Source organism: Myxococcus sp. AM009, from assembly GCF_013372605.1.
Classification (GTDB): domain Bacteria; phylum Myxococcota; class Myxococcia; order Myxococcales; family Myxococcaceae; genus Myxococcus; species Myxococcus vastator.
The window spans coordinates 40758-65584 of the sequence record NZ_JABXEP010000030.1 but is presented as its reverse complement, the minus strand read 5'-3'; the positions used below and the strand labels follow the sequence as shown (position 1 = coordinate 65584).

27 protein-coding genes are annotated in these 24827 nt (G+C 69.2%); 17 read left to right on the top strand and 10 right to left on the bottom strand.

The features are described 5' to 3' along the window. Positions 1 to 176: 176 nt before the first annotated feature. From HV824_RS10550 to HV824_RS10540, 3 genes are all read right to left on the bottom strand, one after another. Entirely contained in the window at positions 177 to 650 is a 474-nt protein-coding gene (locus HV824_RS10550; RefSeq protein ID WP_255207919.1) for an AAA family ATPase, read from the bottom strand. A 351-nt stretch (positions 651 to 1001) separates the two neighbouring features. Beyond that, positions 1002 to 1841, bottom strand: coding sequence for a metallophosphoesterase (locus tag HV824_RS10545; RefSeq protein ID WP_255207918.1), 840 nt, complete (start codon positions 1839 to 1841; stop codon positions 1002 to 1004). Between the two features lie 71 nt (positions 1842 to 1912). Next, positions 1913 to 2863: an alpha/beta hydrolase gene (locus HV824_RS10540; protein WP_176416620.1), complete on the bottom strand. Its 951-nt coding sequence runs from the start codon at positions 2861 to 2863 to the stop codon at positions 1913 to 1915. Positions 2864 to 3030: 167 nt separating this feature from the next. Here HV824_RS10540 and HV824_RS10535 point away from each other — a divergent pair, with 167 nt between their 5' ends. The 3 genes from HV824_RS10535 to HV824_RS10525 all read left to right on the top strand — a co-directional run bounded on the left by HV824_RS10535 (position 3031) and on the right by HV824_RS10525 (position 4964). Next, entirely contained in the window at positions 3031 to 3924 is an 894-nt protein-coding gene (locus HV824_RS10535) for an oxygenase MpaB family protein (RefSeq protein ID WP_176423193.1), read from the top strand. A 138-nt stretch (positions 3925 to 4062) separates the two neighbouring features. Then, positions 4063 to 4452: a hypothetical protein gene (locus HV824_RS10530; protein WP_176416622.1), complete on the top strand. Its 390-nt coding sequence runs from the start codon at positions 4063 to 4065 to the stop codon at positions 4450 to 4452. 188 nt (positions 4453 to 4640) lie between these two features. Next, entirely contained in the window at positions 4641 to 4964 is a 324-nt protein-coding gene (locus HV824_RS10525; protein WP_176416623.1) for a hypothetical protein, read from the top strand. A gap of 31 nt (positions 4965 to 4995) precedes the next feature. Here the strand turns inward: HV824_RS10525 and HV824_RS10520 are convergent, their stop codons facing one another. Further along, positions 4996 to 5247, bottom strand: coding sequence for a S9 family peptidase (locus HV824_RS10520; RefSeq protein WP_255207917.1), 252 nt, complete (start codon positions 5245 to 5247; stop codon positions 4996 to 4998). 368 nt (positions 5248 to 5615) lie between these two features. Here HV824_RS10520 and HV824_RS10515 point away from each other — a divergent pair, with 368 nt between their 5' ends. From HV824_RS10515 to HV824_RS10490, 7 genes are all read left to right on the top strand, one after another. Further along, positions 5616 to 6602, top strand: a complete 987-nt coding sequence (locus HV824_RS10515) for a siderophore ABC transporter substrate-binding protein (RefSeq protein WP_176416624.1) — start codon at positions 5616 to 5618, stop codon at positions 6600 to 6602. A gap of 9 nt (positions 6603 to 6611) precedes the next feature. Continuing rightward, complete coding sequence (locus HV824_RS10510) at positions 6612 to 7574, top strand: iron chelate uptake ABC transporter family permease subunit (RefSeq protein WP_176416625.1); 963 nt, start codon at positions 6612 to 6614, stop codon at positions 7572 to 7574. Next, on the top strand, positions 7564 to 8532 hold the full coding sequence (locus HV824_RS10505) for an iron chelate uptake ABC transporter family permease subunit (protein WP_176416626.1): 969 nt from the start codon (positions 7564 to 7566) through the stop codon (positions 8530 to 8532). Before HV824_RS10510 ends, HV824_RS10505 begins: the two co-directional genes overlap by 11 nt. Further along, the gene (locus HV824_RS10500) at positions 8529 to 9287 is read left to right on the top strand and encodes an ABC transporter ATP-binding protein (protein ID WP_176416627.1); all 759 of its coding nucleotides are present in this window, start codon (positions 8529 to 8531) and stop codon (positions 9285 to 9287) included. The genes HV824_RS10505 and HV824_RS10500 overlap by 4 nt, the downstream gene beginning before the upstream one ends. Before the next feature lie 143 nt (positions 9288 to 9430). Next, positions 9431 to 9514 (top strand): cittilin family RiPP precursor, encoded by an 84-nt coding sequence (locus HV824_RS38195; protein WP_225888965.1) that lies wholly within the window; start codon positions 9431 to 9433, stop codon positions 9512 to 9514. A gap of 118 nt (positions 9515 to 9632) precedes the next feature. Further along, a complete protein-coding gene (locus HV824_RS10495) occupies positions 9633 to 10985 on the top strand; it encodes a cytochrome P450 (RefSeq protein ID WP_176423192.1) in 1353 nt (450 codons plus the stop codon). Then, positions 10969 to 11565, top strand: coding sequence for a class I SAM-dependent methyltransferase (locus HV824_RS10490; protein WP_176423191.1), 597 nt, complete (start codon positions 10969 to 10971; stop codon positions 11563 to 11565). Before HV824_RS10495 ends, HV824_RS10490 begins: the two co-directional genes overlap by 17 nt. 115 nt (positions 11566 to 11680) lie before the next feature. Here HV824_RS10490 and HV824_RS10485 read toward each other — a convergent pair whose 3' ends face one another. Further along, positions 11681 to 12568 (bottom strand): LysR substrate-binding domain-containing protein, encoded by an 888-nt coding sequence (locus tag HV824_RS10485; RefSeq protein ID WP_255207916.1) that lies wholly within the window; start codon positions 12566 to 12568, stop codon positions 11681 to 11683. Positions 12569 to 12698: 130 nt separating this feature from the next. On the opposite strand from HV824_RS10485, the gene HV824_RS10480 reads away from it, so the two are divergent. After that, on the top strand, positions 12699 to 13406 hold the full coding sequence (locus HV824_RS10480; protein WP_176423190.1) for a glutathione S-transferase family protein: 708 nt from the start codon (positions 12699 to 12701) through the stop codon (positions 13404 to 13406). A gap of 40 nt (positions 13407 to 13446) precedes the next feature. On the opposite strand, the gene HV824_RS10475 is transcribed toward HV824_RS10480, so the two are convergent. Next, complete coding sequence (locus HV824_RS10475; RefSeq protein ID WP_176423189.1) at positions 13447 to 14682, bottom strand: RNA polymerase sigma factor; 1236 nt, start codon at positions 14680 to 14682, stop codon at positions 13447 to 13449. Between the two features lie 18 nt (positions 14683 to 14700). Continuing rightward, positions 14701 to 15063, bottom strand: coding sequence for a YciI family protein (locus HV824_RS10470; protein WP_176423188.1), 363 nt, complete (start codon positions 15061 to 15063; stop codon positions 14701 to 14703). 142 nt (positions 15064 to 15205) lie between these two features. On the opposite strand from HV824_RS10470, the gene HV824_RS10465 reads away from it, so the two are divergent. The 5 genes from HV824_RS10465 to HV824_RS10445 all read left to right on the top strand — a co-directional run bounded on the left by HV824_RS10465 (position 15206) and on the right by HV824_RS10445 (position 22356). Beyond that, on the top strand, positions 15206 to 16078 hold the full coding sequence (locus HV824_RS10465) for an ABC transporter ATP-binding protein (protein ID WP_176416633.1): 873 nt from the start codon (positions 15206 to 15208) through the stop codon (positions 16076 to 16078). Next, positions 16068 to 19652, top strand: a complete 3585-nt coding sequence (locus HV824_RS10460; RefSeq protein WP_176416634.1) for a M1 family metallopeptidase — start codon at positions 16068 to 16070, stop codon at positions 19650 to 19652. The genes HV824_RS10465 and HV824_RS10460 overlap by 11 nt, the downstream gene beginning before the upstream one ends. 157 nt (positions 19653 to 19809) lie before the next feature. Further along, positions 19810 to 20619: a M57 family metalloprotease gene (locus HV824_RS10455; protein ID WP_217917281.1), complete on the top strand. Its 810-nt coding sequence runs from the start codon at positions 19810 to 19812 to the stop codon at positions 20617 to 20619. 244 nt (positions 20620 to 20863) lie between these two features. Then, a complete protein-coding gene (locus HV824_RS10450; protein ID WP_176416636.1) occupies positions 20864 to 21835 on the top strand; it encodes an aldo/keto reductase in 972 nt (323 codons plus the stop codon). A 143-nt stretch (positions 21836 to 21978) separates the two neighbouring features. Then, positions 21979 to 22356: a hypothetical protein gene (locus HV824_RS10445; RefSeq protein ID WP_176416637.1), complete on the top strand. Its 378-nt coding sequence runs from the start codon at positions 21979 to 21981 to the stop codon at positions 22354 to 22356. Between the two features lie 78 nt (positions 22357 to 22434). Here HV824_RS10445 and HV824_RS10440 read toward each other — a convergent pair whose 3' ends face one another. The 3 genes from HV824_RS10440 to HV824_RS10430 form a co-directional block, all read right to left on the bottom strand. Further along, the gene (locus tag HV824_RS10440; protein ID WP_255207915.1) at positions 22435 to 22977 is read right to left on the bottom strand and encodes an SRPBCC family protein; all 543 of its coding nucleotides are present in this window, start codon (positions 22975 to 22977) and stop codon (positions 22435 to 22437) included. A 40-nt stretch (positions 22978 to 23017) separates the two neighbouring features. Beyond that, complete coding sequence (locus HV824_RS10435; protein WP_176416639.1) at positions 23018 to 23506, bottom strand: SRPBCC family protein; 489 nt, start codon at positions 23504 to 23506, stop codon at positions 23018 to 23020. Between the two features lie 206 nt (positions 23507 to 23712). Beyond that, positions 23713 to 24270 carry a hypothetical protein gene (locus tag HV824_RS10430; RefSeq protein WP_255207914.1) on the bottom strand — a complete coding sequence of 186 codons (558 nt, stop codon included), beginning with the start codon at positions 24268 to 24270 and terminating at the stop codon, positions 23713 to 23715. A 267-nt stretch (positions 24271 to 24537) separates the two neighbouring features. Here HV824_RS10430 and HV824_RS10425 point away from each other — a divergent pair, with 267 nt between their 5' ends. Beyond that, positions 24538 to 24741: a cold-shock protein gene (locus HV824_RS10425; protein WP_002635980.1), complete on the top strand. Its 204-nt coding sequence runs from the start codon at positions 24538 to 24540 to the stop codon at positions 24739 to 24741. Positions 24742 to 24827 lie beyond the last annotated feature (86 nt).

The following is a 24827-nucleotide window of genomic DNA, read 5'->3' as shown; positions in this document are numbered from 1 at the left end:
GCGAGGGCGCGCTGCTGGCCCGACGCCACCAGGTGTACCAACGCGCCAAAGCCCGCCACCCCGAGCGTTGGAGCCGCGACACGCGCGACTGGACGCCCGCGGGCCCCGTCCGCCTCGGCCCCTCTCCGCACCTCACCCCGGCAGTGCAGGAGTTGAAGCGCATCGGTTGAATCCTTTCACGCGACATCTACCTTGACGCTCACCGCCCAGACCTCCTGCGGATTGAAGAGGTAGGCGGGAGGCCGATCCGGCGCATCGATGCCCAGCGACGGCGCGTTCCTCCAGTAGTTACGCGCTGGGTCCCACACCGAGAAGGAGCCATCAACCCGAGCATAGAGCACCATGCCCGGATTGGGAGGCCGCCCTCCCTTCAAGGTCCAGCTCTGCGATTGAAAATCGTATTCGCTCGAGTAACTGACGGGCTTTTTTCTGCCCTCGAACTGGAAGGCAATGCGGGGCTTGAGGCCGGCGCCACGGTGCGGTGCCGCGGGATGCCCCGCCCAGGTCCGGGTCAGCGCCCACCAGGCCACATCCAGGATGAAGGTCTTCCCCACCCCGTTGTCACCAGTGATGAGATTCATCCTTCGGGCGAAGTCGAAAACGAGTTCTGGGGCTGGCCCGACATGGTGAAGTTCCAGCCGCTCAAACATCGCTTCCTCCTATTGAACCCAGCATGCTCTTCGGGTGCTCTATAGGTCAGGTCGGAGGATGAACCAAGCCTACAGGCGTCCTCAACCACGGTATGGCGTGACCACCTCGCCGACATGACACTTGCTGTACCACCCGGCTCCGCGGCGCTGTTCACTCGGAGAGTATCCTCCTCCATGCAAGTGAGTACGAAGGGTGGGGACTCGACGGACACCTGCCCAAGCGCGTGCATCATCCGCACCGAGCGCATCTCTCTTCAGGCGAGACGTGAAATGAGCACCGCGACCGTGGTCCCCGCACCTTCGAGTCCTTCGCCCGGGAGCACGCCGCGCACTGGCGCTGAGGCAGCCACTTCAGTACGTGAGATGCACGGCCCTGCTGTCCACGTTGAGAACCTGGGGCCCCGCGGGCAGCGACACCAGCGGCGTGTCCCAGTGCGCGTGGCCACAAATCACCAACAGGTCGTCACGGGCAGGCAGGCCCTCCCGGATGGCCGCGCTTCCACGCATGCGCGTTCCAGGCACATCGGGGCCCTGGTGGAGCACCAGCAGCGCCGGGTCCTGCCGCAAGACATGACGAAGGCTCCGAAGAAACGCCTCTTCATCGCGACGGCCCGGCTTGTCTGGACGGCCGATGATGCCGCTCACGCCGCCCACTCGAAGCCCATCCACCTCCACCACATCTCCATCGAGCATCCGCTGCTCCGGGCGCTGGCGGAAGAACCGGGCCTGCTCACGCGCGGAGCCAAAGGTGTCGTGATTTCCCGCCACGCCCACCACCCAGCGGAACTGCTGTCCAAAGGCCTCCCATACGGACCGCACGTCCCCAGATGCCCCCCGTACCAGCGCGCTGTCGTCTGAGAACAGGTCCCCCGCCAGCACCACGCCCGTGTGCTCGAGCGGGGGCAACATGCCCTCCGCGCTCAAGGACGCGAGCCCATCCGCCAGGACTTCTCCCAGGAGGGCCACCGCGCCTCCCAGCAGCGCGCGAGGCGCCACTCCCTGCAGGTCCGACGTCACCACCAGGGCATCCAGCCCCGCAGGCAATGCATCGACCTTCCCCTGCAGGAGGGGCAGGTTCTGGATTTCGGCTCCACCTCCGGGGGCCGCGGAGAGGTAGGTCCACAGAGCCAACGGTTCCGCTTCGAGCTTCAGGATTCGCATGGCGCCCAGGGTCGCCCCGCGCAGCGTCATCCTGACAGCCACGGCTCGCCCCGGCTGGGGCCACGACCTCTGGCCCCAGCGAATCGGGTGCCGCGGCCGGCTCAGCTCCCGTGCAGCCACTCCCGCAGCTTGGTGGTGGTCAGCTCGATGGCGCCCCGCGCCGCCGGCGTCTGCGCCAGCGCGTTGAGCATGACGAAGTCATGGTGTGTCCCCAGGAAGCGGACCTGGGTGACGTTGACGCCCGCCTCGGAGAGCTTCGCCGCGTAGGCCTCGCCCTCGTCACGCAGCACGTCGTTCTCGTCGGTGATGACCAGCGCGGGAGGCAGCCCCTTGAGCTGGTCCAACGACGCCCGCAGCGGGGACACGTGCGGGTCCACGCGCTTGCCGGCCTCCGGCAGGTAGGCATCCCAGAACCACTTCATCGCCTTGCGCGTCAGCCACGGCCCCTCCGCGAACTCCTGGTAGGAGCCGCTGTCGAAGTTGGCGTCGGTGACGGGATAGAAGAGCACCTGGAAGCGGATGGACGGCCCCCCGCGCTCCTTCGCGAGCATGCCGACGACAGTCGCCATGTTCCCCCCGACGCTGTCCCCCACCAGCGCCATGCGGCGGGCATCCACGTTGAACTCGTCCGGGTGCTCCGCCACGTACTTCGTCGCGGCGTAGGCCTCTTCGATGGCCACGGGGAACTTGTTCTCCGGCGAGCGGCCATAGTCCACGAACACCGCGGCGACGTTCGCCCCCTTGACCAGCTCCCGCACCAGCCGCTCGTGCGTCCTGGAGTCGCCCATCACCCAGCCCGCGCCGTGGACGAACATCAGCACTGGCAGGCGCTCCTTGCTCCCCTTCGGCCGGAAGAGCAGCGTCCGGACGGAGCCCCTGGGCCCCACGGGCAGCTTGCGCTCCTCCACGTCCGCGTCCGGCATGGACACCGGAATCGACTGCGCCTTGAGGAGGACTTCCCGAGCCTGCTCTGGCGTCAGGGTGTACAGCGGTGGGCTGTTCGAGGCCGCTAGGTCCGAGACGAACTTCTGTGTGGAAGGGTCCAGGTTCATGCGCGCTGCTCCTTGGTGCGGCGCCCGAGGACGGACGCCGCCGGAAAGGTGCCAACCCAGGCGCGGGCGTCAGCAACCGTGCGGGCAAGGACCCAGCGCGACGCCAGCGGGCACGGCAGGCCTTGTCCGGGCTAGACTCCGCGTTGGTATTCACAGAGGAGCGATGGATGAACCGCTTCGCGCTGCGCGACCTCACCGACCGCCTGGACGCCCAGACCCAACACGAGGACATCGTCCGCATCCTCGCCACCCAAGAGTTCCCCTGGGACGTCGAACAGGCGCTCAGCTTCGCGCTGTTCCGCACCTACGCGGTGCCCAGCATCGGCGTCCTCCTGCATGACACGGGCGAGTTCACCCAGCGCACCCAGAAGCGCTACGACGACACCGTGCTCATCCTGGACACCCTCCTGGAGCACGGCATGTCCAGTCAGGAAGGCCGGAGCGCCTTCCGGCGCATGAACCAGATGCACGGCGCCTATGACATCTCCAACGATGACATGCGCTACGTGCTCTCCACCTTCGTGGTGATGCCCGTGCGCTGGATCGCGGACTTCGGCTGGCGGCCGCTCACGCCGCATGAAGTGACGGCGTGGACGAACTACTACCGCGCCGTCGGCCGCCACATGGGCATCCAGGACATCCCGGAGACCTACGAGGCCTTCAGCTCGCTCATGGACGGCTACGAAGCCGCGCACTTCGCCTTCGACGCGCGCAGCAAGGCCGTCGCGGACGCCACCCTGGAGCTGCTCACCACCTTCCCGCCGTCGAACCTTGCCCCCAAGCGGCTGGTCACCCTGTTCGCGCGCACGCTGATGGAGGGCGCCCTGCTGGACGCCTTCAAATACCCCCACCCGTCCAGCATCAGCCGCAAGGTGTTCCGCCTGGCCCTCAAGGCACGCGGCAGGTTCGTGCGCTACGCGCTGTCTCCCAAGAAGGCGCCCGCCTACGCCCGGACGCGCGCCAACATCCGCAGCTACCCGCAAGGCTTCGCCGTCGAAGCCCTGGGCACCTTCCCCAAGACGTGCCCCATGAAGTCCAGGCCCTCACCCGAGCCTCGGTGAACGCGCGCCCCCTGCGCGAACCGCGAACCAGCGCCTTTGTGGGAGAAAAAGCGCAGACAGGAAACCTTCGCCCACATACCCCGACAATCATTTCAAGAATCACAGCGCGGGGCCGCGAAGGCCCACGGGGGAAACGCCATGTTCAAGGTCAAGCAGAACCACACGTTCCAGAATCCGATGCGGCAGCAGATTGACGCGACCACGCAGGGCAAGCAGAGCGACTACGCCCACGCGGTCGGCGGCGTGAACCAGGTGCTGGACCGGGGCAACATCGGCATCTCCGCACGCTCCCAGGCGAGCGTCCTGGACAACGTGAAGAAGGTGGAGACGGGGGCGCGCAGCGAGGTCAACGCCCACCAGCGCGAGGCCTTGAACTTCGGCCGGGACGCCTTCGACAGCGCCAAGAAGGGCAACTACAAGCAGGCCAGCGTGGAGGCCTTCGGCTCCGGCGTCAACGCGCTCGCCTCGGCGTTCAAGTCCACCTACTCGGAGACGCCCAACGAGAAGCAGGGCATCGGTCCCTGGTAGTGCGCACCGTGAGGCCCCCACACCTCGTGCTCGGGACTGGGGGCTTCACGCCCAGGTGAGGCATGCCGCGTCGGCCGGTGGAACGTGTTGGCCTGGTTGTCTTTCGCGGACGCACGTAGTGCGTGCTTCCAGTGGACGACGTGGCTGAGGCAGCATCCCTGGCCCCTACACCTGGAAGGAGCCGTGCCATGAATGCCTACCGCATCGTCGCCTCGCTGACCGCCTGTCTCTCCTTGTCGCTCATCGCCTGCGGTGGCGCGGAGGTCCCCATGGACATGCCCGAGGGTGAGGCCCCCGTCAGCGTCGAGCAGGGCCTTGGCTACCCGCCGCACTGCCCGAACGGAGACCTCATCTACTGGCTCGAGAACGTGCAGGCCTGTACGGCGAAGTGCGGAAACACGCGTCAGAGCGGCCAACCCGCGACCCAGTACGCGGCGTGTCAGTCCAATGTCGCGGGCACGCGCACGCTCATCAACGTGCGCTACTGCATCCCCGGCTGCGACCTGCTGTGAGGAGACGCCCAGCCGGGGTACAGCGTGCGCGCTAATGCACGCGGCGGCCAAGCCGCTCCGCGAAGAAGTCGAACATGCGCACCTCCGTGAGCGTGCGCCCCAACGGCTGGCAGTGGAAGTTCGCGCCGTCCTGGCGGGTGAAGCGGGCCAAGGCCTTCTCACCCGCCAGCGCCTGATAGAGGGCCTGGGATTGTCCGGGCCAGCACTGCTCATCCTCCGGTTCAGTGATGAGCAAGGGCGTGGTGATGCGGCCCACGACGTCGCGCAGGTGATGGCGCCCCACCTCCGTGAAGGTGTCAAAGGGCGTCCGCGTGCCATACGGCCTGCTGCGAAAGGCCTCCCAGCACCCTCCCCGAGCGCCAGTCGCGCCTCGAAGTCGAAGTCCGGGTCCCCGAAGAAGCACGCGGGAATGCCCGGCTCGGGGTGGGTGCTGGTCGTGGGTGCCTCGCCCATGGCGTCCTCCTCCTGCGTCCCCCAGCGGCAACGTCCTACCGGCGCGCCCGGATTCAAACAGCCGGCCCGGCGGCCCGAAGCCCGGCCCGAGGGACCGCCCCGGACAGAAGAAACACCCAGGCTTTGACGGTGCGGACGTAAGCACCTATGATGCGAGACTGATTCGCAGAATCAAAATCACCCTTTCCAGTGACCACCGTGAGTCCATCCAACAGGCGTTCCTTCCCGCTCTTCGCCCTGCTTTCCGTCGTCGTCGTGCTGGCCGTCCTGTGGGTGGGCGTGAGGTTCCAGCGCCCGGACGCCGCCGCGTCCCCCCCCGCCGCCCAGGCCGCGGCGCCGGAGGGCCGCACGGTGACGCACGGACAAGGCACCACCGTCGTCCCGCTGAAGCCGCGGCGGGTGGTGGTGTTCGACCTGGTGGCGCTGGACATCCTCCAGGCCCTGGAGGTGGACGTCCACGGCGTGGCGGGTGACATGTTCCCCCGGCACCTGGCGCAGTTCCGTGACGCGAAGTACCCGCGCATGGGCACCCTGTTCGAGCCCGACTACGAGGCGCTCCAGGCCGCGAAGCCGGACCTCATCATCACCGGGGGCCGCTCCAGCGCGAAGTACGCGAACCTGTCCCGCATCGCGCCCACCATCGACGTGCCGATGAGCGGCAAGGACTACGTCGCCTCGGTGATTGCCAACACGGAGCTGCTGGCCAGCGTCTTCGGCAAGGAGGAGCAGGCGCGCGGCCTGATTGAGGCGCTGCGCAAGTCTGTGGCGGAGCTCCAGCAGGTGACGGCGGCGCGCGGCAAGGGCCTGGTCGTGCTCGTCACCGGCGGGCGCATGAGCGCCTACGGTCCGGGCTCGCGCTTTGGCGTCATCCATGGTGACTTCGGCGTGCCCGAGGCCGCCGAGGGCCTGCGCACCTCGCTGCACGGCGAGTCCATCAGCGCGGAGTTCATCCGGGAGAGGAATCCCGACTGGCTGTTCGTCATCGACCGGGACGCCGCCACCGGTCGGAAGGAAGGCAATGCCCGGCAGGTGCTGGACAACGAGTTGGTGCGGCAGACGACGGCCTGGCAGAAGAACCAGGTCGTCTACCTGGACCCCGGCATCACCTACCTGGCTGGCGGCGGCATCCAGTCCGTCAAGCAGCTGCGCGACCAGGTCGCGTACGCCTACGCGCAGGCCCAGTAGTCCGCCGCCGTGAAGCGCGCGTTCGCCGCGGCCGCCGTCCTCGTCACGTTGGCGGTGGTCAGCCTCCTGATTGGCGCCAGTGACGTGTCCTGGCGCGCCCTCTTCGCGCCCGAGCCGGATGAGCGCGCCCTCCAGGTGCTGGTCATCAGCCGGCTGCCGCGCCTGTTCGCCGTCATGCTGGCGGGCACGTCCCTGGGCGTCGCGGGCCTCATCATGCAGATGATTGCCCGCAACCGCTTCGTGGAGCCCACGACGGCGGGCACCGCGGAGTCCGCCAGCCTGGGCCTGCTGACCGCCACCCTGCTGGCGCCCGGCCTCCCCGTGCTGGGGAAGATGCTGGTGGCCACCGGCTTCGCCCTGGCGGGGACGGCGCTGTTCCTGCTGGTGCTGCGACGCCTCCCCCTGCGCTCGGCGCTCATCGTCCCGGTGGTGGGCCTGATTCTGGGCGGCATCATCGATTCGGCGACGACCTTCTTCGCCTACCGGTACGACCTGCTGCAGACGGTCAACGCGTGGACCACGGGTGACTTCTCCACCGTGCTTCGCGGCCGCTACGAGCTGCTGTGGGTGACGCTGGGCCTCACCTGCGCCGCCTACACCGCCGCGGACCGCTTCACCGTGGCCGGCATGGGCGAGACGTTCACCACCAACCTGGGGCTGAACTACCCGCGCATCGTCGCGCTGGGGCTCATCATCGTCTCCCTGGTGACCGCGATGGTGGTCGTCACCGTGGGCATGATTCCGTTCCTGGGCCTGATTGTCCCCAACCTGGTCAGCATGGTCATGGGCGACAACGCGCGCAGGTCCATTCCCTGGGTCGCGGTGAGCGGCGCGGGCTTCGTGCTGCTCTGTGACATCGTGGGCCGCGTGGTGCGCCACCCGTATGAGATTCCCGGAGGCACCATCGCCGGCGTCATCGGCAGCGTGCTCTTCCTGTACCTCCTGCTGAAGCGAGGCGCCCGTGTCGGCTAGCGCCTCGTCCGTCAGCCCCCTGCGGCCCCTGCTCGTGCTGGGCGGCGTGGCCGTGGCCTTCATGGCCCTGTTCATGCTCGTCGACGTGAGCGGCCCGTGGGACTTCGTGCTGCCCTTCCGCGGGAAGAAGGTCGCCACCGCGCTGCTGGTGGGCTACGCCGTCGCCGTCTCCACGGTGCTCTTCCAGACGGTGACGGGCAACCGCGTGCTGACGCCCGCCATCATGGGGTTCGACTACCTGTACGTGCTCATCCAGACGTGCCTGGTGTTCTTCCTGGGCTCCACCACCGTGGCGGGGCTGGACCCCCGGCTCCTCTTTGGCGCGGAGGTCATCATCATGGTGGCCTTCTCCGCCATGCTGCACGGCTGGCTCTTCGGCGTGGCGCGGGGCAACGTCCACCTGCTGCTGCTCACCGGCGTGGTGATGGGCGTGCTGTTCCGGAGCCTGTCGTCGTTCGTCCAGCGCGTCATCGAACCCAACGAGTTCATCTTCCTGCAGGACCGCTTCTTCGCCAGCTTCAACGACCCGGAGCACGAGCTGCTGCTGCTCTCCGCGGCGCTGACGCTGGGGGTCTCCGTGCTGGGCCTGCGGCTGCTGCGCGCCTGTGACGTCCTGGTGCTGGGCCGGGAGGCCGCCATCAACCTGGGCGTGGACTACCCGCGGACGGTGTCCTGGGTGCTGGCGTTGGTGGCCATCCTGGTCGCCGTGTCCACGGCCCTGGTGGGGCCGGTGACGTTCCTGGGGCTGCTGGTGGCCAACCTCGCCTACGCGGTGATGCGGACGTACAAGCACGCGTTCGTCATCCCCGCCGCCGCGCTCATCGCCGCCATCGCCCTGGTCGCCGGGCAGTTCATCCTGGAGCGCGTCTTCCGCCTGGACACCAACCCCCGGGTCATCATCGAGTTCGTCGGCGGGGCGGTGTTCATCGCGATGCTCATGAGAAAGGCCACGAGATGATCGAGGCGAAGAACGTCAGCAAGCGCTACGGCGAAGCGCTGGTGGTGGATGGCGTCACCCTGCGCCTGCCCGTGGGCGGCATCACCTCCATCATCGGTCCCAACGGCGCGGGCAAGTCCACCCTGCTGTCCATGATGAGCCGGGTGATGCCCATGTCGTCGGGCAACGTGCTGGTGGACGGGCTGGACGTCACCACCACGCCCGGAGACACGCTCGCGAAGCGGCTGGCCATCCTCCGGCAGGACAACCACCTCACCGCCCGCCTGACGGTCCGCGAGCTGGTGACCTTCGGCCGCTACCCGCACACCAAGGGCCGCCCCACCGCGCAGGACCGCGAACACGTGGAGCGGGCCATTGAACACATGGGGCTGAGCGCGCTCGCCGACCGCTTCCTGGATGAGATGTCCGGCGGCCAGCGTCAGCGCGCCTTCGTGGCCATGGTGCTCTGCCAGGACACGGACCACGTGCTGCTGGACGAGCCGCTCAACGGCCTGGACCTGAAGCACGCGGTGTCCATGATGAAGCGGCTCCGGCACGCCGCGGACACGCTGGGCAAGAGCTTCGTGCTGGTGCTGCACGACATCAACTTCGCCTCCTGCTACTCCGACCACATCGTCGCCATGCGCGACGGCAAGGTCGCGTTCCAGGGCCGCCCGGAGGACATCATGCGCTCCGACGTCCTGCGCGCCATCTACGAGCTGGACATCTCCGTGCAGCAGCTTGAAGGCGATTGGATTGCCACACACTACCGGTGAAGGCGCGGCGCGCCAGCCGGGGATGCAAGGGGTTTCCACTAATCACAGACACTTGCACTGCCTTATCGGGCTGTGCCACATTTCACCGCGCTGGCCATGACGTCAGCAGACAGCAAGACGCCACCTCAAACCAGGAGTTCGCCATGAAGAAGGCCCTGTACTCTTTGGCTGTGCTGATGCGGTTTGCTCGCGCGGACAAGCTCTCCGCCCCGTATATCTATTACTAGTCAAAAGCCGTCAGGCATTGTGCCCTGACGGTTGGGTCGCAAGAGCTGGTCGACGCGGGTGGAGCGCACGGTTCGCTCCGCCTGCGCCAGCGGCAGTTCCCCCCTCCAGGACCCTTTCATGCCACAGGTGCGCCTTCCGCCGGGGCCCAAGGGCCACTTCATTGCTGGCAACCTGGTGGCGTTCTCCGAGGACCCGCTGGGGTTCCTCACCCGCTGCGCCAGGGAGTACGGCGACGTGGTGCGCCTGGGGAAGCGCAACTTCCTCCTCAACCACCCGGACCTGATTGAACGCGTCCTCGTCAACGGCGACGGCAACTTCGTGAAGCTCGCCGGAGTGGGCCAGGGCAAGCGTCACAAAGGCGGCTTCCCCGAAGCGATGATGAACAGCGAGGGCGAGGACTGGCTGCGCAAGCGGCGCTTCGTCCAGCCCGCGTTCCATCGCAAGCACGTGGCCGCGTGTGGCGACACCGTGGTGGCCCTCACCGAGACGATGCTCCAGACGTGGCGCCCCGGCGACGCGCGGGACGTGCACGCGGACGTGTCCGCGCTGGCGCTCGACATCGTCAGCCGCTTCCTCTTCCACACGCCCATCGACGACGAGGCCCGCCACGTGGCCGCCGCCGTGGACGCCGTCATGCGGCACACCGACAGTCCCCTGCGCCCGCCCATCTGGGTGCCCACGCCCACCAACCTGCGCCTGCGCCGGGCGCTGGGCCGGCTCAATACGCTGCTCGCGACGCTCGTGCGCCGCTACCGGGAGCAGCCGGAGTCGCGCACGGACCTGCTCGCCCTGCTGCTGTCCTCGCCGGAGCCCCTCTCCGAGGCCCAGCTGCGCGACGAGCTGGCGACGATGATCATGTCCGGACACGAGACGACGGCGGACGCGCTCGTGTGGGCCTGGTACCTGCTGGCCCAGCACCCGGAGGCGGAAGGCCGGCTGGTGGCGGAGCTGGAGACGGTGCTCGGGGGCCGGCTCCCTGGCGCCGAGGACCTTCCGCGCCTGCGCTACACGGAGGCCGTGATGAAGGAGGCCATGCGCCTCTACTCCCCCGCGTGGATGACCAGCCGGGAGGCGCTGCGCGACTGTGAGCTCGGTGGGTTCCACGTCCCGGCGGGCACCCTGCTGGCGGTGAGCCAGTGGGTCACCCACCGCGACGCGCGCTACTTCGACGCCCCTGAGTCCTTCCGTCCGGAGCGCTGGCTGTCCGAGGACGCCCAGCGCATGCACCGGTACGTCTACTTCCCGTTCGGCGGCGGCCCCCGGTTCTGCATCGGCTCGGCGCTGGCCATGATGGAGACGGTGCTCATCACCGCGTGCGTGGCGCGGCGGTTCCGGCTGGAGCTGGCACCCGGCTGCGTGGTGCGGCCCCGGCCGGCGCTCGCGCTCCAGCCGCTCGGGGTCCGGCTGACTCCGCGGCGTCGCGCTCACAAGTCACAGGAAGGCGAGGTGCGGCATGCGGCGGGTGCCTGAAGGGGCAGCGGTCCGGCGCGAGTTCTTCCGCTCGGCATACCTGCTGGGCGCGCCCTGGGACATCGGACGGCCCCAGCGGGCCTTCGTCGACCTGTGGGAGGCCGGCGAGATTTCCGGCGAGGTGCTCGACGTGGGCTGCGGCTTCGCGGAGAACACGCTCTTCCTGGCGGCCAAGGGCCTGACGGTGTGCGGCGTGGACATGATGGAGCCGGCCATCCAGCGGGCGCGCGAGACGGCCCGCCTGCGCGGGCTCGACGTGGACCTGCGCGTGGGCAACGCCCTGGAGCTGGGCACGCTGGGCCGGCGCTTCGACACCCTCCTCGATTCGGCCCTGCTCCACGTCTTCGAGCCTGGGGACCGGCCCGCGTTCGCCGCCAGCCTCGCGAGCGTGCTCCGGCCCGGCGGGCACTACCATGCGCTGTACTTCCGCGACGGGCCGCGCGCCGTTCCACCGGAGGCCCTGCACGCGAGCTTCGCGGAAGGCTGGCGCGTGAAGTCCCTCCGGGAGGCGCACTACGAGCAGACCGACCCGGAGGGCGCGCTGGCCTGGCTCGCCACCATCGAGCGGGTGGCGACGTAGGCCAGGCGGCGCGGGGGCGCGCGGCAAGTGCGTCTGGCACCAGGAGCGACCGGGCGGTCCGCGTACCGGTTCGCCGCGCCCAGCGGTGGCCGCTGCGCGCTCCCGGTGCTGAAGCTCACGCCTCGTCGGCCTTCGCCATCAGGAAGTCGATGACGGCGCGCACGGCGGGCAACTGGCCTCTGCGGTGTGGCGTCAGAATCGTCGTCGTCACCGCGCCAGCGGTCCACGCCGGCAGCACGCGCATCAGCCGTTGCGCCTCCACGTCCGCGCGCGTGAAGGACTCCGGCAGGCAGACGATGCCCAGCCCGGCAGTGGCCGCCTTCAGCAGCACCAGCGACTCGTCGGCGCTCATGCGCACCCGAGGCACCACCGTGACGGCCTCACCGGCGCGTCCGCGCAGCCGCCACTGGGTGGCCATGGCGCTGGTCAGGAGGCCATCGTGTTCGCCCAGGTCCTCCGGCCGGCGAGGCTTGCCGCGTCCGGACAGGTAGCCGGGCGAAGCCACCAGGATGATGGGCTCCCCTGACAGCCGGCGCTGTACCAACCCCGAGGCGGGCAATGGCGCGAAGTGGCTGCGCACCGCGATGTCGAAGCCCTCCTGCACCATGTCCACGAAGCGGTCCGTCGCGTGAAGCTCGACGCGCACCTTGGGATGGGCGAGCGCCAGCAGCGGCAGCCGGTCCGCGAGCTGGAACTGCGCCGTTGGCACCGACGTGGTGATTTTCACCACGCCCCGGGGCTCCACTTGCCGGCGGCGCACCACGCTCTCCGCGGCCTCCGCCTCAATCACGACAGCGCGGGCATGGTCCAGGAAGTCCCGCCCCACGTCCGTCAACGTGAAGCTCCGCGACGTGCGCTGAATCAACCGGGCGCCCAGCCCGTCCTCCAGCTCCGCCACCCGCTTGCTCACCGTGGACTTGGGAATGCCCAGCCGCCGCGCCGCCGCGGCGAAGCCACCGCTCTCCACGGCCTGGACGAAGAGCTGGAGGTCGTTGAGATTCAAGGGCCGCGCCTCATCGTCCACGGATGTGGACCTTGCGTTCGCGTTCCGCTGTCTACACGGCGCGCGTTTCCACGGCCATCTTGTCCTCATCGAAGGCAGCGCGCCTTCCCCTTCGGACAGGAGCTTCACCATGGAATCACCCACCCTCTTCTACGGCATCCCCTCTGGCTGCTCGTTCGGCTCCATCGTCGCGCTGGAGTGGCTGGGCCGGCCCTACCAGCTGTGCCGCATCGCCATGCCGGAGGACGTCACCACCGCGGACTACCGCCGCATCAACCCCGTCGCGGAGACGCCTACCCTGATGACGGAGACAGGCGCGCGCATCAGCGAGAGCATGGCCATCCTCAACCACCTGGGCGCGCGCGGCGTGGACACGGGCCTCTCATTCGCGCAGGGCACCGAGGGCTTCGACCGCCTGAACCAGATGCTCGCGTACCTGAACACGACCTTCTTCGGCGCCTTCTCGCCGCTCTGGTACGCGCTGGAGCACGCCGACCTTCCGGAGCCCGACAAGCAGGCCCTGCGCACCTACGGAGCCCGCAGCGTGGTCACCGCGCACGCGAAGCTGGAGGCGATGCTGGGCGACCAGCCGTGGCTGCTGGGCGACCAGCGCACGCTGGCGGACGCCTACTTCATCGGCATCGCCCGGTGGACCCGGTACCACGAGGTGCTGGACCGCCGCGACAATCCGAAGCTCCAGGCCCTCTTCGAGCGGCTGGAGGCCGACGAAGGCGTGCGCTTCGCCCACGCGATTGAAAAGGGCGAGACGCCTCGGGGCAGTGGCGCCTTCCAGGGGCACCTCCGCCTCGCGGAGGCCCTGCGACGCCTGCCCAACTGAGCCGCGACGGTGGCCGCGACACCTTCAGGTGCCAGGCCCTTCACTCCACCAGCAGCTCGCGCAGCCGCGCCTCCAGGAAGTGCCGCTCGGGCGCGGTGCGGACCAACGCGAGCGCCCGCCGGTAGGCACTCACGGCCTCGTCCTCGCGCCCCAGGCGCCGGAGCAGGTCCGCGCGCGCGGCCGGCAGCAGGTGGTAGTCCGCCAGCCGTCCAGAGGCCTCCAGGTCGTCCACCAGGGCCAGCCCGTGCTCGGGGCCGCGAGCCATCGCCACGGCGGCGGCGTGGTTGAGCGCCACCACGGGCCCCGGCGTCAGCACCACCAGCCGCGCATACAGCGCGGCAATCTGCGCCCAGTCGGTGTCCTCGGCGCGCGGCGCCTGGGCATGCAGCGCCGCGATGGCCGCCTGCACCGTGTACGCCCCCCGGGCGCCCATGGCGAGCGCGGCTCCCAGCTCCGCCAGCCCTTCGTCCCGCTGCGCGCCGTCCCAGCGCGAGCGGTCCTGCCGGTCCAGCAGCACCAGCCCGCCATCCTCCGCCACGCGCGCCCGGCGGCGGGAATGGTGGAGCAGCATCAGCGCCCGCAGGGACGCCACCTCCGCGTCGTCCGGGAGCAGCGCGCGCGCCAGCCGGGCCAGGCGCAGGGCCTCCTCGCAGAGGTCCACCCGCAGCAGCGCCGGCCCGTCCGTGGCCGCGTAGCCCTCCGAGAAGACGAGGTAGAGCGTGTGCAGCACGCCCGCGGTGCGCTCCGCCAGCGCCTCGGGCTCCGGGATGACGTAGGGGATGCGCGCGGTGCGTATCTTCCGCTGCGCGCGCACCAGCCGCTGGGCCAGCGTGGCGGGTGACACGAGGAAGGCGCGAGCAATCTGCTCCGTCGTCAGCCCGCCCAGGCAACGCAGCGCGAGCGCCACCTGGGCCTCGGGCGACAAGGCGGGATGACAGCAGGTGAAGAGCAGTCGCAGCGAGTCGTCCGGCAGCGCCTGCCAGTCGGCGCCGTCCACGGGTGACGCCGCCGCCTCCAGCTCGCCCACGCGCGCCTCCAGGCGAGCGGACCGCCGCATGCGGTCCACTGCCTTGTTGCGCGCGACGCGCATCAGCCAACCGGCCGGCTCGCGCGGCACGCCCTCGCGCGGCCACTGCGTCAGGGCGGAGGCGAACGCGTCCTGCACCACCTCCTCCGCCGCGCCGAAGTCCCCGCCCAGCACGCGGATGAGCGTGGCCACGATGCGCCCGTAATCCTCACGGTGCGCCCGTTCAAGAATAGAGGTGGTATCCATCATGCCGCGCGGAGCCCGGTGTCAATCCTGGGGCATGGTGAATTCACGCACCGGCCGCACCTCGATGGAGCCGCTGCGCGCGCTGGGAATGCGGGACGCGATGCCAATGGCCTCGTCGAGGTCCCTGGCCTCCACGAGAAAGAAGCCGCCCAGTTGCTCCCGCGTCTCCGCGAAGGGGCCGTCGGTCGTCAGGCGCTTGCCGTCGCGGATGCGCACCGTGGTGGCCGCCGCCGTGGGCTCCAGCTCCTCGCCCGAGAGGAAGTGCCCGCTCTGCTGGATGGCCTCCGTGAAGGTGCCGTACTCACCCAGCAAGCGCTGGACCTCCGCCTCCGACAGCGCCTCGGCGGCCTTCTCGTTCTCGTAAATCATCAGCAGGTACTTCATGGGTCCGTGCCTCCTTTCTTCCATGGTCGAACGGAACCCCCGTGAATCGACCGCCTTTTTCCGGCCGCACCCAAATTACCGCACGGCGCAATCGCGCTTCGGACGGACCGTAGCTGGTGGACCTCTCGACACTCCGGGCCCCATGCTCCGCATCTCCGCCGTCTCGAAGACCTACCCCCATGGCGTCCGAGCGCTCCAGGACATCGACCTCACCATCGGCAAGGGGCTCTTCGGACTGCTGGGCCCCAACGGCGCGGGGAAGTCCACGCTCATGCGCATCCTGGCCACGCTCCAGGCGCCAGACACGGGACAGCTCCGCTTCGACGGTGTCGACGTGCTCGCGGACCCACAAGCGCACCGGCGGCACCTGGGCTACCTGCCCCAGGAGTTCGGCGTGTACCCCGGCGTGTCCGCCGTGGAGCTGCTGGACCACCTGGGCGTGCTCAAGGGCCTGACGAACGCGCGCCAGCGCCGCGAGCAGGTGGACGCGCTGCTCCAACAGACCAACCTCCACGCGCACCGGAAGAAGGCCGTCAGCGGCTTCTCCGGAGGCATGCGGCAGCGCTTCGGCATCGCGCAGGCGCTGCTGGGCCAGCCCCGGATGCTCATCGTCGACGAGCCCACCGCGGGGCTGGACCCGGAGGAGCGCAACCGGTTCCACAACCTCCTCAGCGAGGTGGCGGAGGACGTCGTGGTGCTGCTGTCCACCCACATCGTCGAGGACGTCCGCCAGCTCTGTCCCCGCATGGCCATCCTGTCCGGAGGCCGGGTGCTGCGCGAAGGCATTCCCGACCAGCTCGTCGGCGAGCTGTCGGGCCGCGTGTGGCGCAAGACGGTGGAGAAGCACGAGGTGGCCGCCCTCCGCGCTTCCCGAACGGTGCTCTCCACGCAACTGTCGGGTGGCAGGACGGTGCTCCGGGTGCTGGCGGACGAAGCGCCCGCGCCGGGCTTCGAGTCCGTGCCGCCGGACCTGGAAGACGTCTACTTCGCCGCCCTGGTCGGACATGGCTGGTGAGCTGCTTCGCTTCGAGTGGCGCTTCCAGACGCGCCAGGCCGCCTTCCTCGTGGCCGTCGCCGCCTTCCTGGGAATGGCGTTCGTGTTCGTCGGCACGGGCTACGGCCCGGACAACGCCCACATCAACTCCCCGGCGTCCGTCATGCAGTCGCTGGGGTTCCTGTCGCTGTTCTCCAGCTTCGTGCTCAGCGCCTCCTGCGCGAACGCCGCCCTGCGCGACAGCGAGCACCGGATGGAGGCGCTCGTCTACGCGACGCCCATCTCCAAGCTCACGTACCTGTCCGTCCGGCTCGCGGGCGCGCTGCTGGCGGCGCTCGCCGTGTTCACCGTCGCCGCGCTGGGGCTGATGCTGGCGCCATGGGTCCTCGACGTGGACCCGGAGCGGCGCGCGAGCTGGGAGGTCCTCCGCTACGCCTGGGCGCTCGCCGTCATGGTGCTGCCCAACCTGCTCTTCGCCGCGTCGCTGCTGTTCGCCGTCGCCACGCTGACGCGCAGCGCGCTGGCCACCTACGTCGGCGCCGTCTTCCTCTACGCGCTCTACTTCGTGGGCGCGCTGCTGGGGGACTCCCCCTTGATGGCGGGCGCCGCGCCGCAGACGCCGGAGGCCGTGGCGCGCGCCGCCCTGCTGGACCCGTTCGGCCTGTCCGCCTTCTTCGCCCAGACGCGCTACTGGACCGAACACGAGCGCAACACCCGCCTGCTCGGACTGGAAGGTGCCTTCCTGCACAACCGGCTCCTGTGGCTGGGCGTCTCCGCCGGGGTGCTGGCCTTCGTCTACCAACGCTTCGCCTTCCGCGCGGCGTCCGGCGCGAAGCCCCGGCGCATCGAGCCCGAGGCGGCGGCCCCAGGCCGCGTCCCCTACCGCCCGGTGGAGGGCGACCGCGACGAGGGCACCCGGTTCCGGGCCGCCCTGGTGTCCACGCTGAAGGTGGAAGCAGGCGCCATCCTCAAGGGCCGGGCCTTCCTGGCGTTGATGGCGCTCTGGGTGTTCGTGCTCGGCATGGAGGTCGCCGCCAGCGCCACGCAGGCGGAATACGGCACACGGCTGCTGCCCACCACGGGGCTGCTGCTGCAGGCCATCCATCCGCCCCTGTTCCTCTTTGGCGCGCTGTGCCTGGTCTACTTCGGCGCCGAGCTCGTCTGGCGGGAGCGCGTCGTCCGCCTGAGCGACCTCCTGGACGCGACGCCCGCCTCCAGCGCCGTGTTCTACCTGTCGAAGCTGGCGGTGCTGGGCCTGCAGGTGCTCGCGCTGACCGGCTCCGCGGTGGGCATCGCGGTGCTGTTCCAGCTCTCGCGAGGCTACCGGCACCTGGAGCCGGAGCTGTACCTGTCGCTGCTGTACTTCGCCGGGCTGCCGCTGCTGCTGTTCGCGGTGGCGGTGCTGTGGCTCCAGACGCTGAGCCCCCACCGCTATGTGGGGATGTTCCTGGGCCTGCTCCTGGCATTGGCCATGCGGCAGGGCGGCCTGGTGGGGCTGGAGCACGGGCTGCTGCGCTATGCCAGCGGGCCGCCGCTCCGCTACTCGGACATGAATGGCCTTGGGGCCGGGGTCCACGGCTTCAACGCGTACATGGTGTATTGGAGCGCCCTGGCGGGGGTGCTGGGGCTGCTCACCTGTGGCCTGTGGCGGCGCGGCGTCAGCCCTCCGCTGCGTGCGCGCTTCGCGGCCCTCCCTCGGGTGTGGGGACGGCGAGGCGTGACGGCGGTGGCGGCGTGCCTGGGCCTCTTCGTCCTGGCGGGGGGCTTCATCTTCCACGGCACGAACGTGCTCAACCGCTACGAGACGCGCGCCCAGCTCGCGGATTGGAAGGCCGACTATGAGAAGGCCTATCAGCGCCACGAATCCCTCCCCCAACCCAGCATCGTCGCCGTGAAGGCCCGCGTCGACCTGTACCCCGAGGAAGCGCGCTACCGCACGACCGGCAGCTACGTGCTGGAGAACCGGACGCGAGCGCCCATCCAACGGGTGTGGCTCTCCGTGCGCCGCGACGTACACCACGCCACACTGGCGTTGCCGGGGGCCCGGCAGGTCCATCACGACAGCCGCTTCGGCATGGCCGCGTTCGAGCTGGACACGCCCCTGCCGCCCGGCGCGAAAACCGAGCTCACCTTCGCGCTCGAGCTGGCGCGGCGAGGCATTCGCGACGGGGCACGCGACACCTCCATCGCCGCGAACGGCTCGTTCATCTCCAACCTGGAGGCCTTTCCCGCCATTGGATACCGCAAGGGCTACGAGCTCGTCGACGCTCGGGAGCGGCGCCAGCGAGGGCTTCCGGAGACGCCTCGGGTGGAAGCGGAAGCCGAAGGCGACCTGGGGCTCGCGGAGGGCGGCGGGGGACAGCGCACCTGGACCACCCTGGACCTGACGGTGTCGACCTCGGACACCCAGCTCGCGGTGGCCCCAGGCGCGCTGCGGCAGACGTGGCACGAGGGGGACCGGCGCGTCTTCCGCTACGTCATGGAGCGCCCCATGCTCAACTGGTTCGCCATCGTCTCCGCGCGCTACGCGGTGAGGAAGGCGCGGCACCTGGGCGTGGACGTGGAGGTGTACTACCACCCCGGGCACGCCCACAACGTGGAGCGGATGCTGCGCGCGGCGACGCGCTCCCTGGACCTGCTCGGGGCGCAGCTCGGCCCCTATCCACACCCCCAGCTTCGCATCGTGGAGGTGCCCGCCACCTGGGGCTTCGGCGCGCTCGCGCTGTCGAACACCATCTACTACCCCGAGCACCGGGGCTTCCTCACGGCCCCTGGCGAGCAGGGCACCGTGGACCTCATCACCCGGCGCATCGCGCACGAAGTGGCGCACCAGTGGTGGGGACATCAGGTGGACCCGGTGAGCGGCCCCGGCGGACTGCTCATCACCGAGTCCCTGGCGAAGTACGCGGAGCAGCGCGTGCTGAAAGCCCTCCACGGCGAGGCGCAGGTGCGTCAGGTGCTGGCCTTCGACCTGGACCGCTACCTGCGAGGCCGCGCGGAGGAGGACGGCGAGGAACCTCCACTCCTCCAGACAAGGGATGAGCCCTACCTCTATTACGGCAAGGGCGCGGTGGTGATGCGTGCGCTGGAGGACCTTCTCGGTGAGGCCGCGCTCGACCGGGCCCTGCGCGAGCTCGTCCAGCGGCATGCCCACCCGCGGCCCCAACCCACCGCGCGCGACCTGCTCGCCTTGCTGCATGACGAGACCACCGAGGCGACACGCCCGCTCGTCGACCAGTGGCTGACGGAGGTCGTGCTGTATGACCTGAAGGTGGAGTCCGCGACCTGCGAGCCCCTGGCGGATGGCCGCTACCGCGTCACCGCGCGGATGTCCGCGTCGAAGCACGCGCGCCGGAACGGGCAGGGCGTCCCCCTGCCCCTGGACGAGTCCCTGGACGTGGCGGTGTTCGCCGGCCCCCCAGACGCGTCGTCCGACGATGCGCCGCTGTACGCGGCGAAACACCGCTTCACAGACGGTATCACCGAAGTCTCTCTCACCGTGGACGAACGCCCCGCGTACATCAGCGTCGACCCATTCCTCCGGCGCATCTCACGGGAGCGGGCCGGCACCCGCTGGAAGCTGAAACAGCCCTGAACACCTCCCCATGAGTCAAAGCAGACCGCGCCAGCCTCGGTGGGGCTCGAAGCTCTAGGTTCAAAATTCGTATAGCACTGTGTGTCCGATGCTTCGGTGTCGGGGTCTTCTTCTCGCTTTTCGCTGCAATTCAGAGAATCCACCCCGAGGGTCCACCATGATCAAGTTTCACTCCGTTGCGCTACTGGCTGGCATCTCCGTCCTGGGCTCCGCGTGCGGCGCCCCCGAGTCCGAGGCGCAGGACACGCAGCAGGTCTCCTTCGAGGAGTTCCGCGCCAGCGCCTACCAGGAGCCGGAGTCGGGCGGCTTCGTCGTCGACGGTGACATCTTCCTGCCGACGGAGTCGGAGCTGCGTGAGTTCTACGAGCAGTCCGTCAGCGGCCTCGGCACCCAGCGGGGCGCGCTGGCCGTGTATTACAGCGGCGGCCAGGACATCAAGTGGAGCGCCAGCCAGGCGCTGAACCTCACGTACTGCGTGAGCACCAAGTTCGGCGGCAACTACACGCGCGTGGTCAACGCGATGAAGAGCGCCGCGGCGGAGTGGGAGGCAGCCTCCAACGTCAAGTTCGTCCACGTCAGCGCGCAGGATTCGAACTGCACCAACCGCAACAACAACGTCGTGTTCGACGTGAACCAGACCAAGACGTCCCAGTACCTGGCGCGCGCCTTCTTCCCCAACAGCGCCCGCCGCAGCGCCAACGTCCTCATCTCGACGACGTCGTTCCAGAACATCTCCCCCTGGACGCTGGAGGGCGTGATTCGCCACGAACTGGGTCACGTGCTGGGCTTCCGCCACGAGCACACCCGCCTCACCACCACGGGCTGCTACGAGGACAGCGCCTGGCGCGCGCTGACGCCGTATGACGCCAGCTCCGTCATGCACTACCCCCAGTGCAATGGCACCCAGACGGGTGACCTGGTGCTGACCAGCAACGACCGCAGCGGCGCCCGCGCGCTGTACCCGTAAGCGCCACGTTCGTCCGCCGTACCGGTGGGCCACTGCCTTCATGGCGGTGGCCCATTTTTCGTTTCGAGCGCCCTGCCTCATCGCGGCGTCCCGGTTGGCTGCCCGACACCCGGCGCGGAGCCCACCGCAAATCCCTGGCCAGCCTCCGCCGCGGATGCCCTGAATGCACCGCATCCGGGGGGGCGGCGAACGGCCGGGCCGTCCTCGGCGGAAGGAGCCTGCCTCCGGCCATTGAGGAGTCGCCATGAAGTACACGCAACTGGGCCGCTCGGGGCTCTCCGTCAGCCGGCTGTGCCTGGGCACCATGAACTTCGGCTGGACGGCCGAGGAGCCGGAGTCCCACGCCATCATGGATTCCGCGCACGAGCACGGCATCAACTTCTTCGACACCGCCAACGTCTACGGCTTCGGGGAGAACAAGGGCCGCACCGAGGAGGTCATCGGCAACTGGTTCTCCAAGGGCGGCAAGCGGCGCGAGCGCACCGTGCTCGCGACCAAGCTCTACGCCCCCATGGGGGACTGGCCCAACGAGGGCAAGCTGTCCGCGCTCAACATCCGCCGCGCGCTGGATGCCAGCTTGAAGCGGCTGCGCACGGACTACGTGGACCTCTACCAGTTCCACCACGTCGACCGCGCCACGCCGTGGGAGGAAATCTGGCAGGCCATGGAGGTGGCCGTGGCCCAGGGCAAGGTGCTCTACACGGGCAGCAGCAACTTCGCGGGCTGGCACATCGCCCAGGCGCAGGCCGTGGCGGCCCGCCGCGACTTCACCGGGCTGATCAGCGAGCAGTCCCTCTACAACCTGATGGCGCGCACCGTGGAGCTGGAGGTGATTCCCTCCGCGCAGTACCACGGCGTGGGCATCCTCCCCTGGTCTCCCCTCCAGGGCGGCCTGCTGGGCGGCGTGCTCCGCAAGGAGCGCGAGGGCAAGCGCCGTCTGGAAGGACGCGCCAAGGAGTCCCTCCAGAAGCACCGTGAGCGCATCGAGCGGTACGAGGCGCTCGCGGAGGAGCTCGGGCATGAACCCGGCGACGTCGCGCTGGCATGGCTCCTCCACCAGCCCGCCGTCACCGCGCCCATCATCGGACCGCGGACGTCCGCGCAGCTCGACGCCGCCCTCCGCGCGGTCGACGTCACGCTGGATGCGAAAGCATTGTCACGCCTGGATGACCTCTTCCCCGGCCACAAGCCCGCACCGGAGGACTATGCCTGGTGACGCGCCGGGTGAGACATAAAAGGCTACAAATCCTCTCAATCGGCTGGAAAAGACACCCATCCATCGTGGAGCGCCTCTCTTGACGACAGGAAATTCCTTTCATATTCCCTGTCATGGAGTCCCCCAATCGAAGAGAGGTTCACATGAAGTCGATGGCCGGAATTGTCGTCATGACGCTGGTGATGCTGACGTCCTGCGGGCCCATGCCCTCCGAGGAGCAGGCCCAGGTCGGTGCCGAGGAGCACTTCGTCTCTCAGGAGGCCGCGCTGGCGGGTGACTGTTCCGTGCAGATTGAGTGCGCGAACGGCACGATGAAGACGTGCACCGGAACGGGGTTCGCGTGTTCCGCCAGCGGCGCCAACAACGGCACGGTGACGTGCAACGGCGTCTCCTCGTCCTGCTCGCCCATCATTCAGCCCGTCTGCAGCTGCCGCGCGGACGGCTGCTGCAACTCGCGGTGCCTCACCATGGACCCTGACTGCCTCATCCTTCCCGACGACCCGGCGCCGCACCTGCCGTAGGCGCTGAACGCCTGGTGCGGCGCGGCTGCCGCACCAGGCCTCCCGCGAGGCACGCGTCTTCTTGCCCCGGGGTGTGGCTCAGTCAAAGCCCGGGCGAGTGACGTACGCGGCATGAGCGCGCTTGTAGGCCTCCCAGAAGTCGGGCGAGCGCTGTCCATTCAGGCGGTCGACCAGGAGGTCCAGGTGCGTATGCCAGCCGCCCGCCACGCTGCGCAGGGAGTCCCGGCCGTTGAGGCGCTCGTGGGTGACGGTCAGCAGGACCCCGTCCTCGCGCTCGGTCAGCTCGAAGCGGACCTCCGACGGGTCGCCGTGGTTCTCCGCCCACGTATAGGCGAACAGGTGGGGCGGCTCACACGCCGTCACGCGCCCCGCGTTGACGTGGCCCTGCCCCGTGTCCGCATGCGGCGGCGGGGCGCCGCCTTCATCTGACAGTTCAGCGTGGCGGAACAGCAGCTCCACCTTGCCACCGACCTTCGTCTCCGTGGGGCCGCCCGCGAGCCACAGCCGGCGCTTCTCCGGCTCGGTGAGGAAGGCCCAGACGCGCTCGATGGGGCCGGGCAGCAGGCGCTCGATACGGACGGTGTCGGAGGACAACAGGTGGGCGTGCGAGTCTCGTTTCATGGCGCCTTCAGACATTCGTGGGGGTGGGGGATACCGGGCGTCAGGCGAGGTGCCGCGCGTCCTCGGGGACATGGTCCGGAACGAGCGCGAGCTCGATGCCGTGCTCCAGCCAGGCCTTGGCCCCGGCGAGGAGCAGGTTGAAGCCTCCGGTGCTGTCCAACGCTCGCGCCACGACGGCCGCGTCGTCCCCCCGGAAGCCGGACTCGACGACGCGGACATACGTGCGGTCCGGCGAAAGCGCCGTGAAGGTCCACTCGACGAAGGTCATCTCACCCGGGTCGCCCCACTCGATGCGCAGGCGGGCGCCGGGCTTGAAGTCCAACACGTTCACGGTGGCCGACGCACCGTAGGTGTCCCAGAACCACTGCGCCGTGCCACCGGGCTGGAGCCGCGCGCTGCCCCGGCTGAACCAGAACTTCGTCGTGATTGCGGGGTCCACGAGCGCCGCGAAGACGTCTTCCACGGGACGGCGAATCATCATCATCGCCGTGGCGACCGGCGCGCTCCTGTCATTCCCTGTCGAGGCCATTGCCTGCTCCCATGGGCGCACCGAGGCGCGCGGCCGAGGCGACCAACATTCATCCAGTTGGTTTAATATCTCGGCCATCACCGCTCGATTGTCAACCGAATGGTGAAATCACCCCGCGCCCGGGACCGTCCCAGGCGCCATCACCCGATGACGCGGAAGGCCGGTGGGTCGATGCGCGTGGCGCGGCACTGGAGGAACAGGGGCGCTCACGCGCCAATCGCCCCCGGGTCCGTCGCCAGCTCGCCGCCCAGGTGCATGCCCGTCTGGCACCGGTAGTCCGTCACCAGCGACGCGAGCACGGTCGTCACGCCCACCGCCACGTGGATGGCCGCCGCCAGCGGGCTGCGCTTCGCATAGCCCAACACGAAGGGCGCGAGGATGGACGCGGCGCCAAAGGCATAGTCAGCGATTTCATGCGCCTCAATGGGGATGAGCTTGGTCAAGCTGAGGCGGTAATCCGTCAACAATGACACACCGATGACGGTGGACCCCAGGGCAATGCCCGCGGACTTCGCCACGGCGTCTGCGGACAATACGCCCGCCACCACCGCGGCCGCCCCGCCCTTGTAGTCCATGAGCGAGTGCAGGTCCTGGGGCACCCACCGGCGCAACGGCAGGCGTCCCAGGAGCGGACGGGAGATGATTCCAGCGGCGGCGCTCCGGTCCATGGCGCGGCGCACGCCCCGCCGGAAGCGCCCTTCCGGGAGCACCGGGGGTGGGACGAAGCTGGGGGTGGACGGATGCAGGGTCTGCGGTTCAGCCATGTGGCGCTCCTTCCAGTCTTGCCGTCATGAAGCCGTCACTAGGGTAGGCACGCGGCCCATGACGCACGGCGATGCGCCCCTCGCCTGCCCGGGCACCGGGGGTAGGAAGCCTGTCCACCCGCGACTTCCTGGCTGCCGGGCAACCAGGGGGGCTTCCACTCGGAGGCCCGCCCCGGGCAGACTATGTCTCGCAGTACGGCCCTTCAGTTTCTGAGAGGGCGATATCCGCGGCCACCCCAGCCGCCTTGGAACGAAAGAACGCGATTCATGGCAACCGGTACCGTCAAGTGGTTCAACGATGCGAAGGGTTTTGGGTTCATCGTGCAGGACGGCGGCGGTGAGGACGTGTTCGTCCATCACAGCGCCATCAACATGGATGGCTTCCGCACCCTGCAGGAAGGCCAGAAGGTGGAGTTCGAGGTAGGCCGGGGCCCCAAGGGCCTGCAGGCGCAGAACGTTCGCGCGGCCTGAACGGCGGTCCGGCGAAGCCATGAAAGCCCGGTCTCGCGAATGGCGAGTCCGGGCTTTCTCTTTGCGGGCGCCACTTGAGAGGCTGC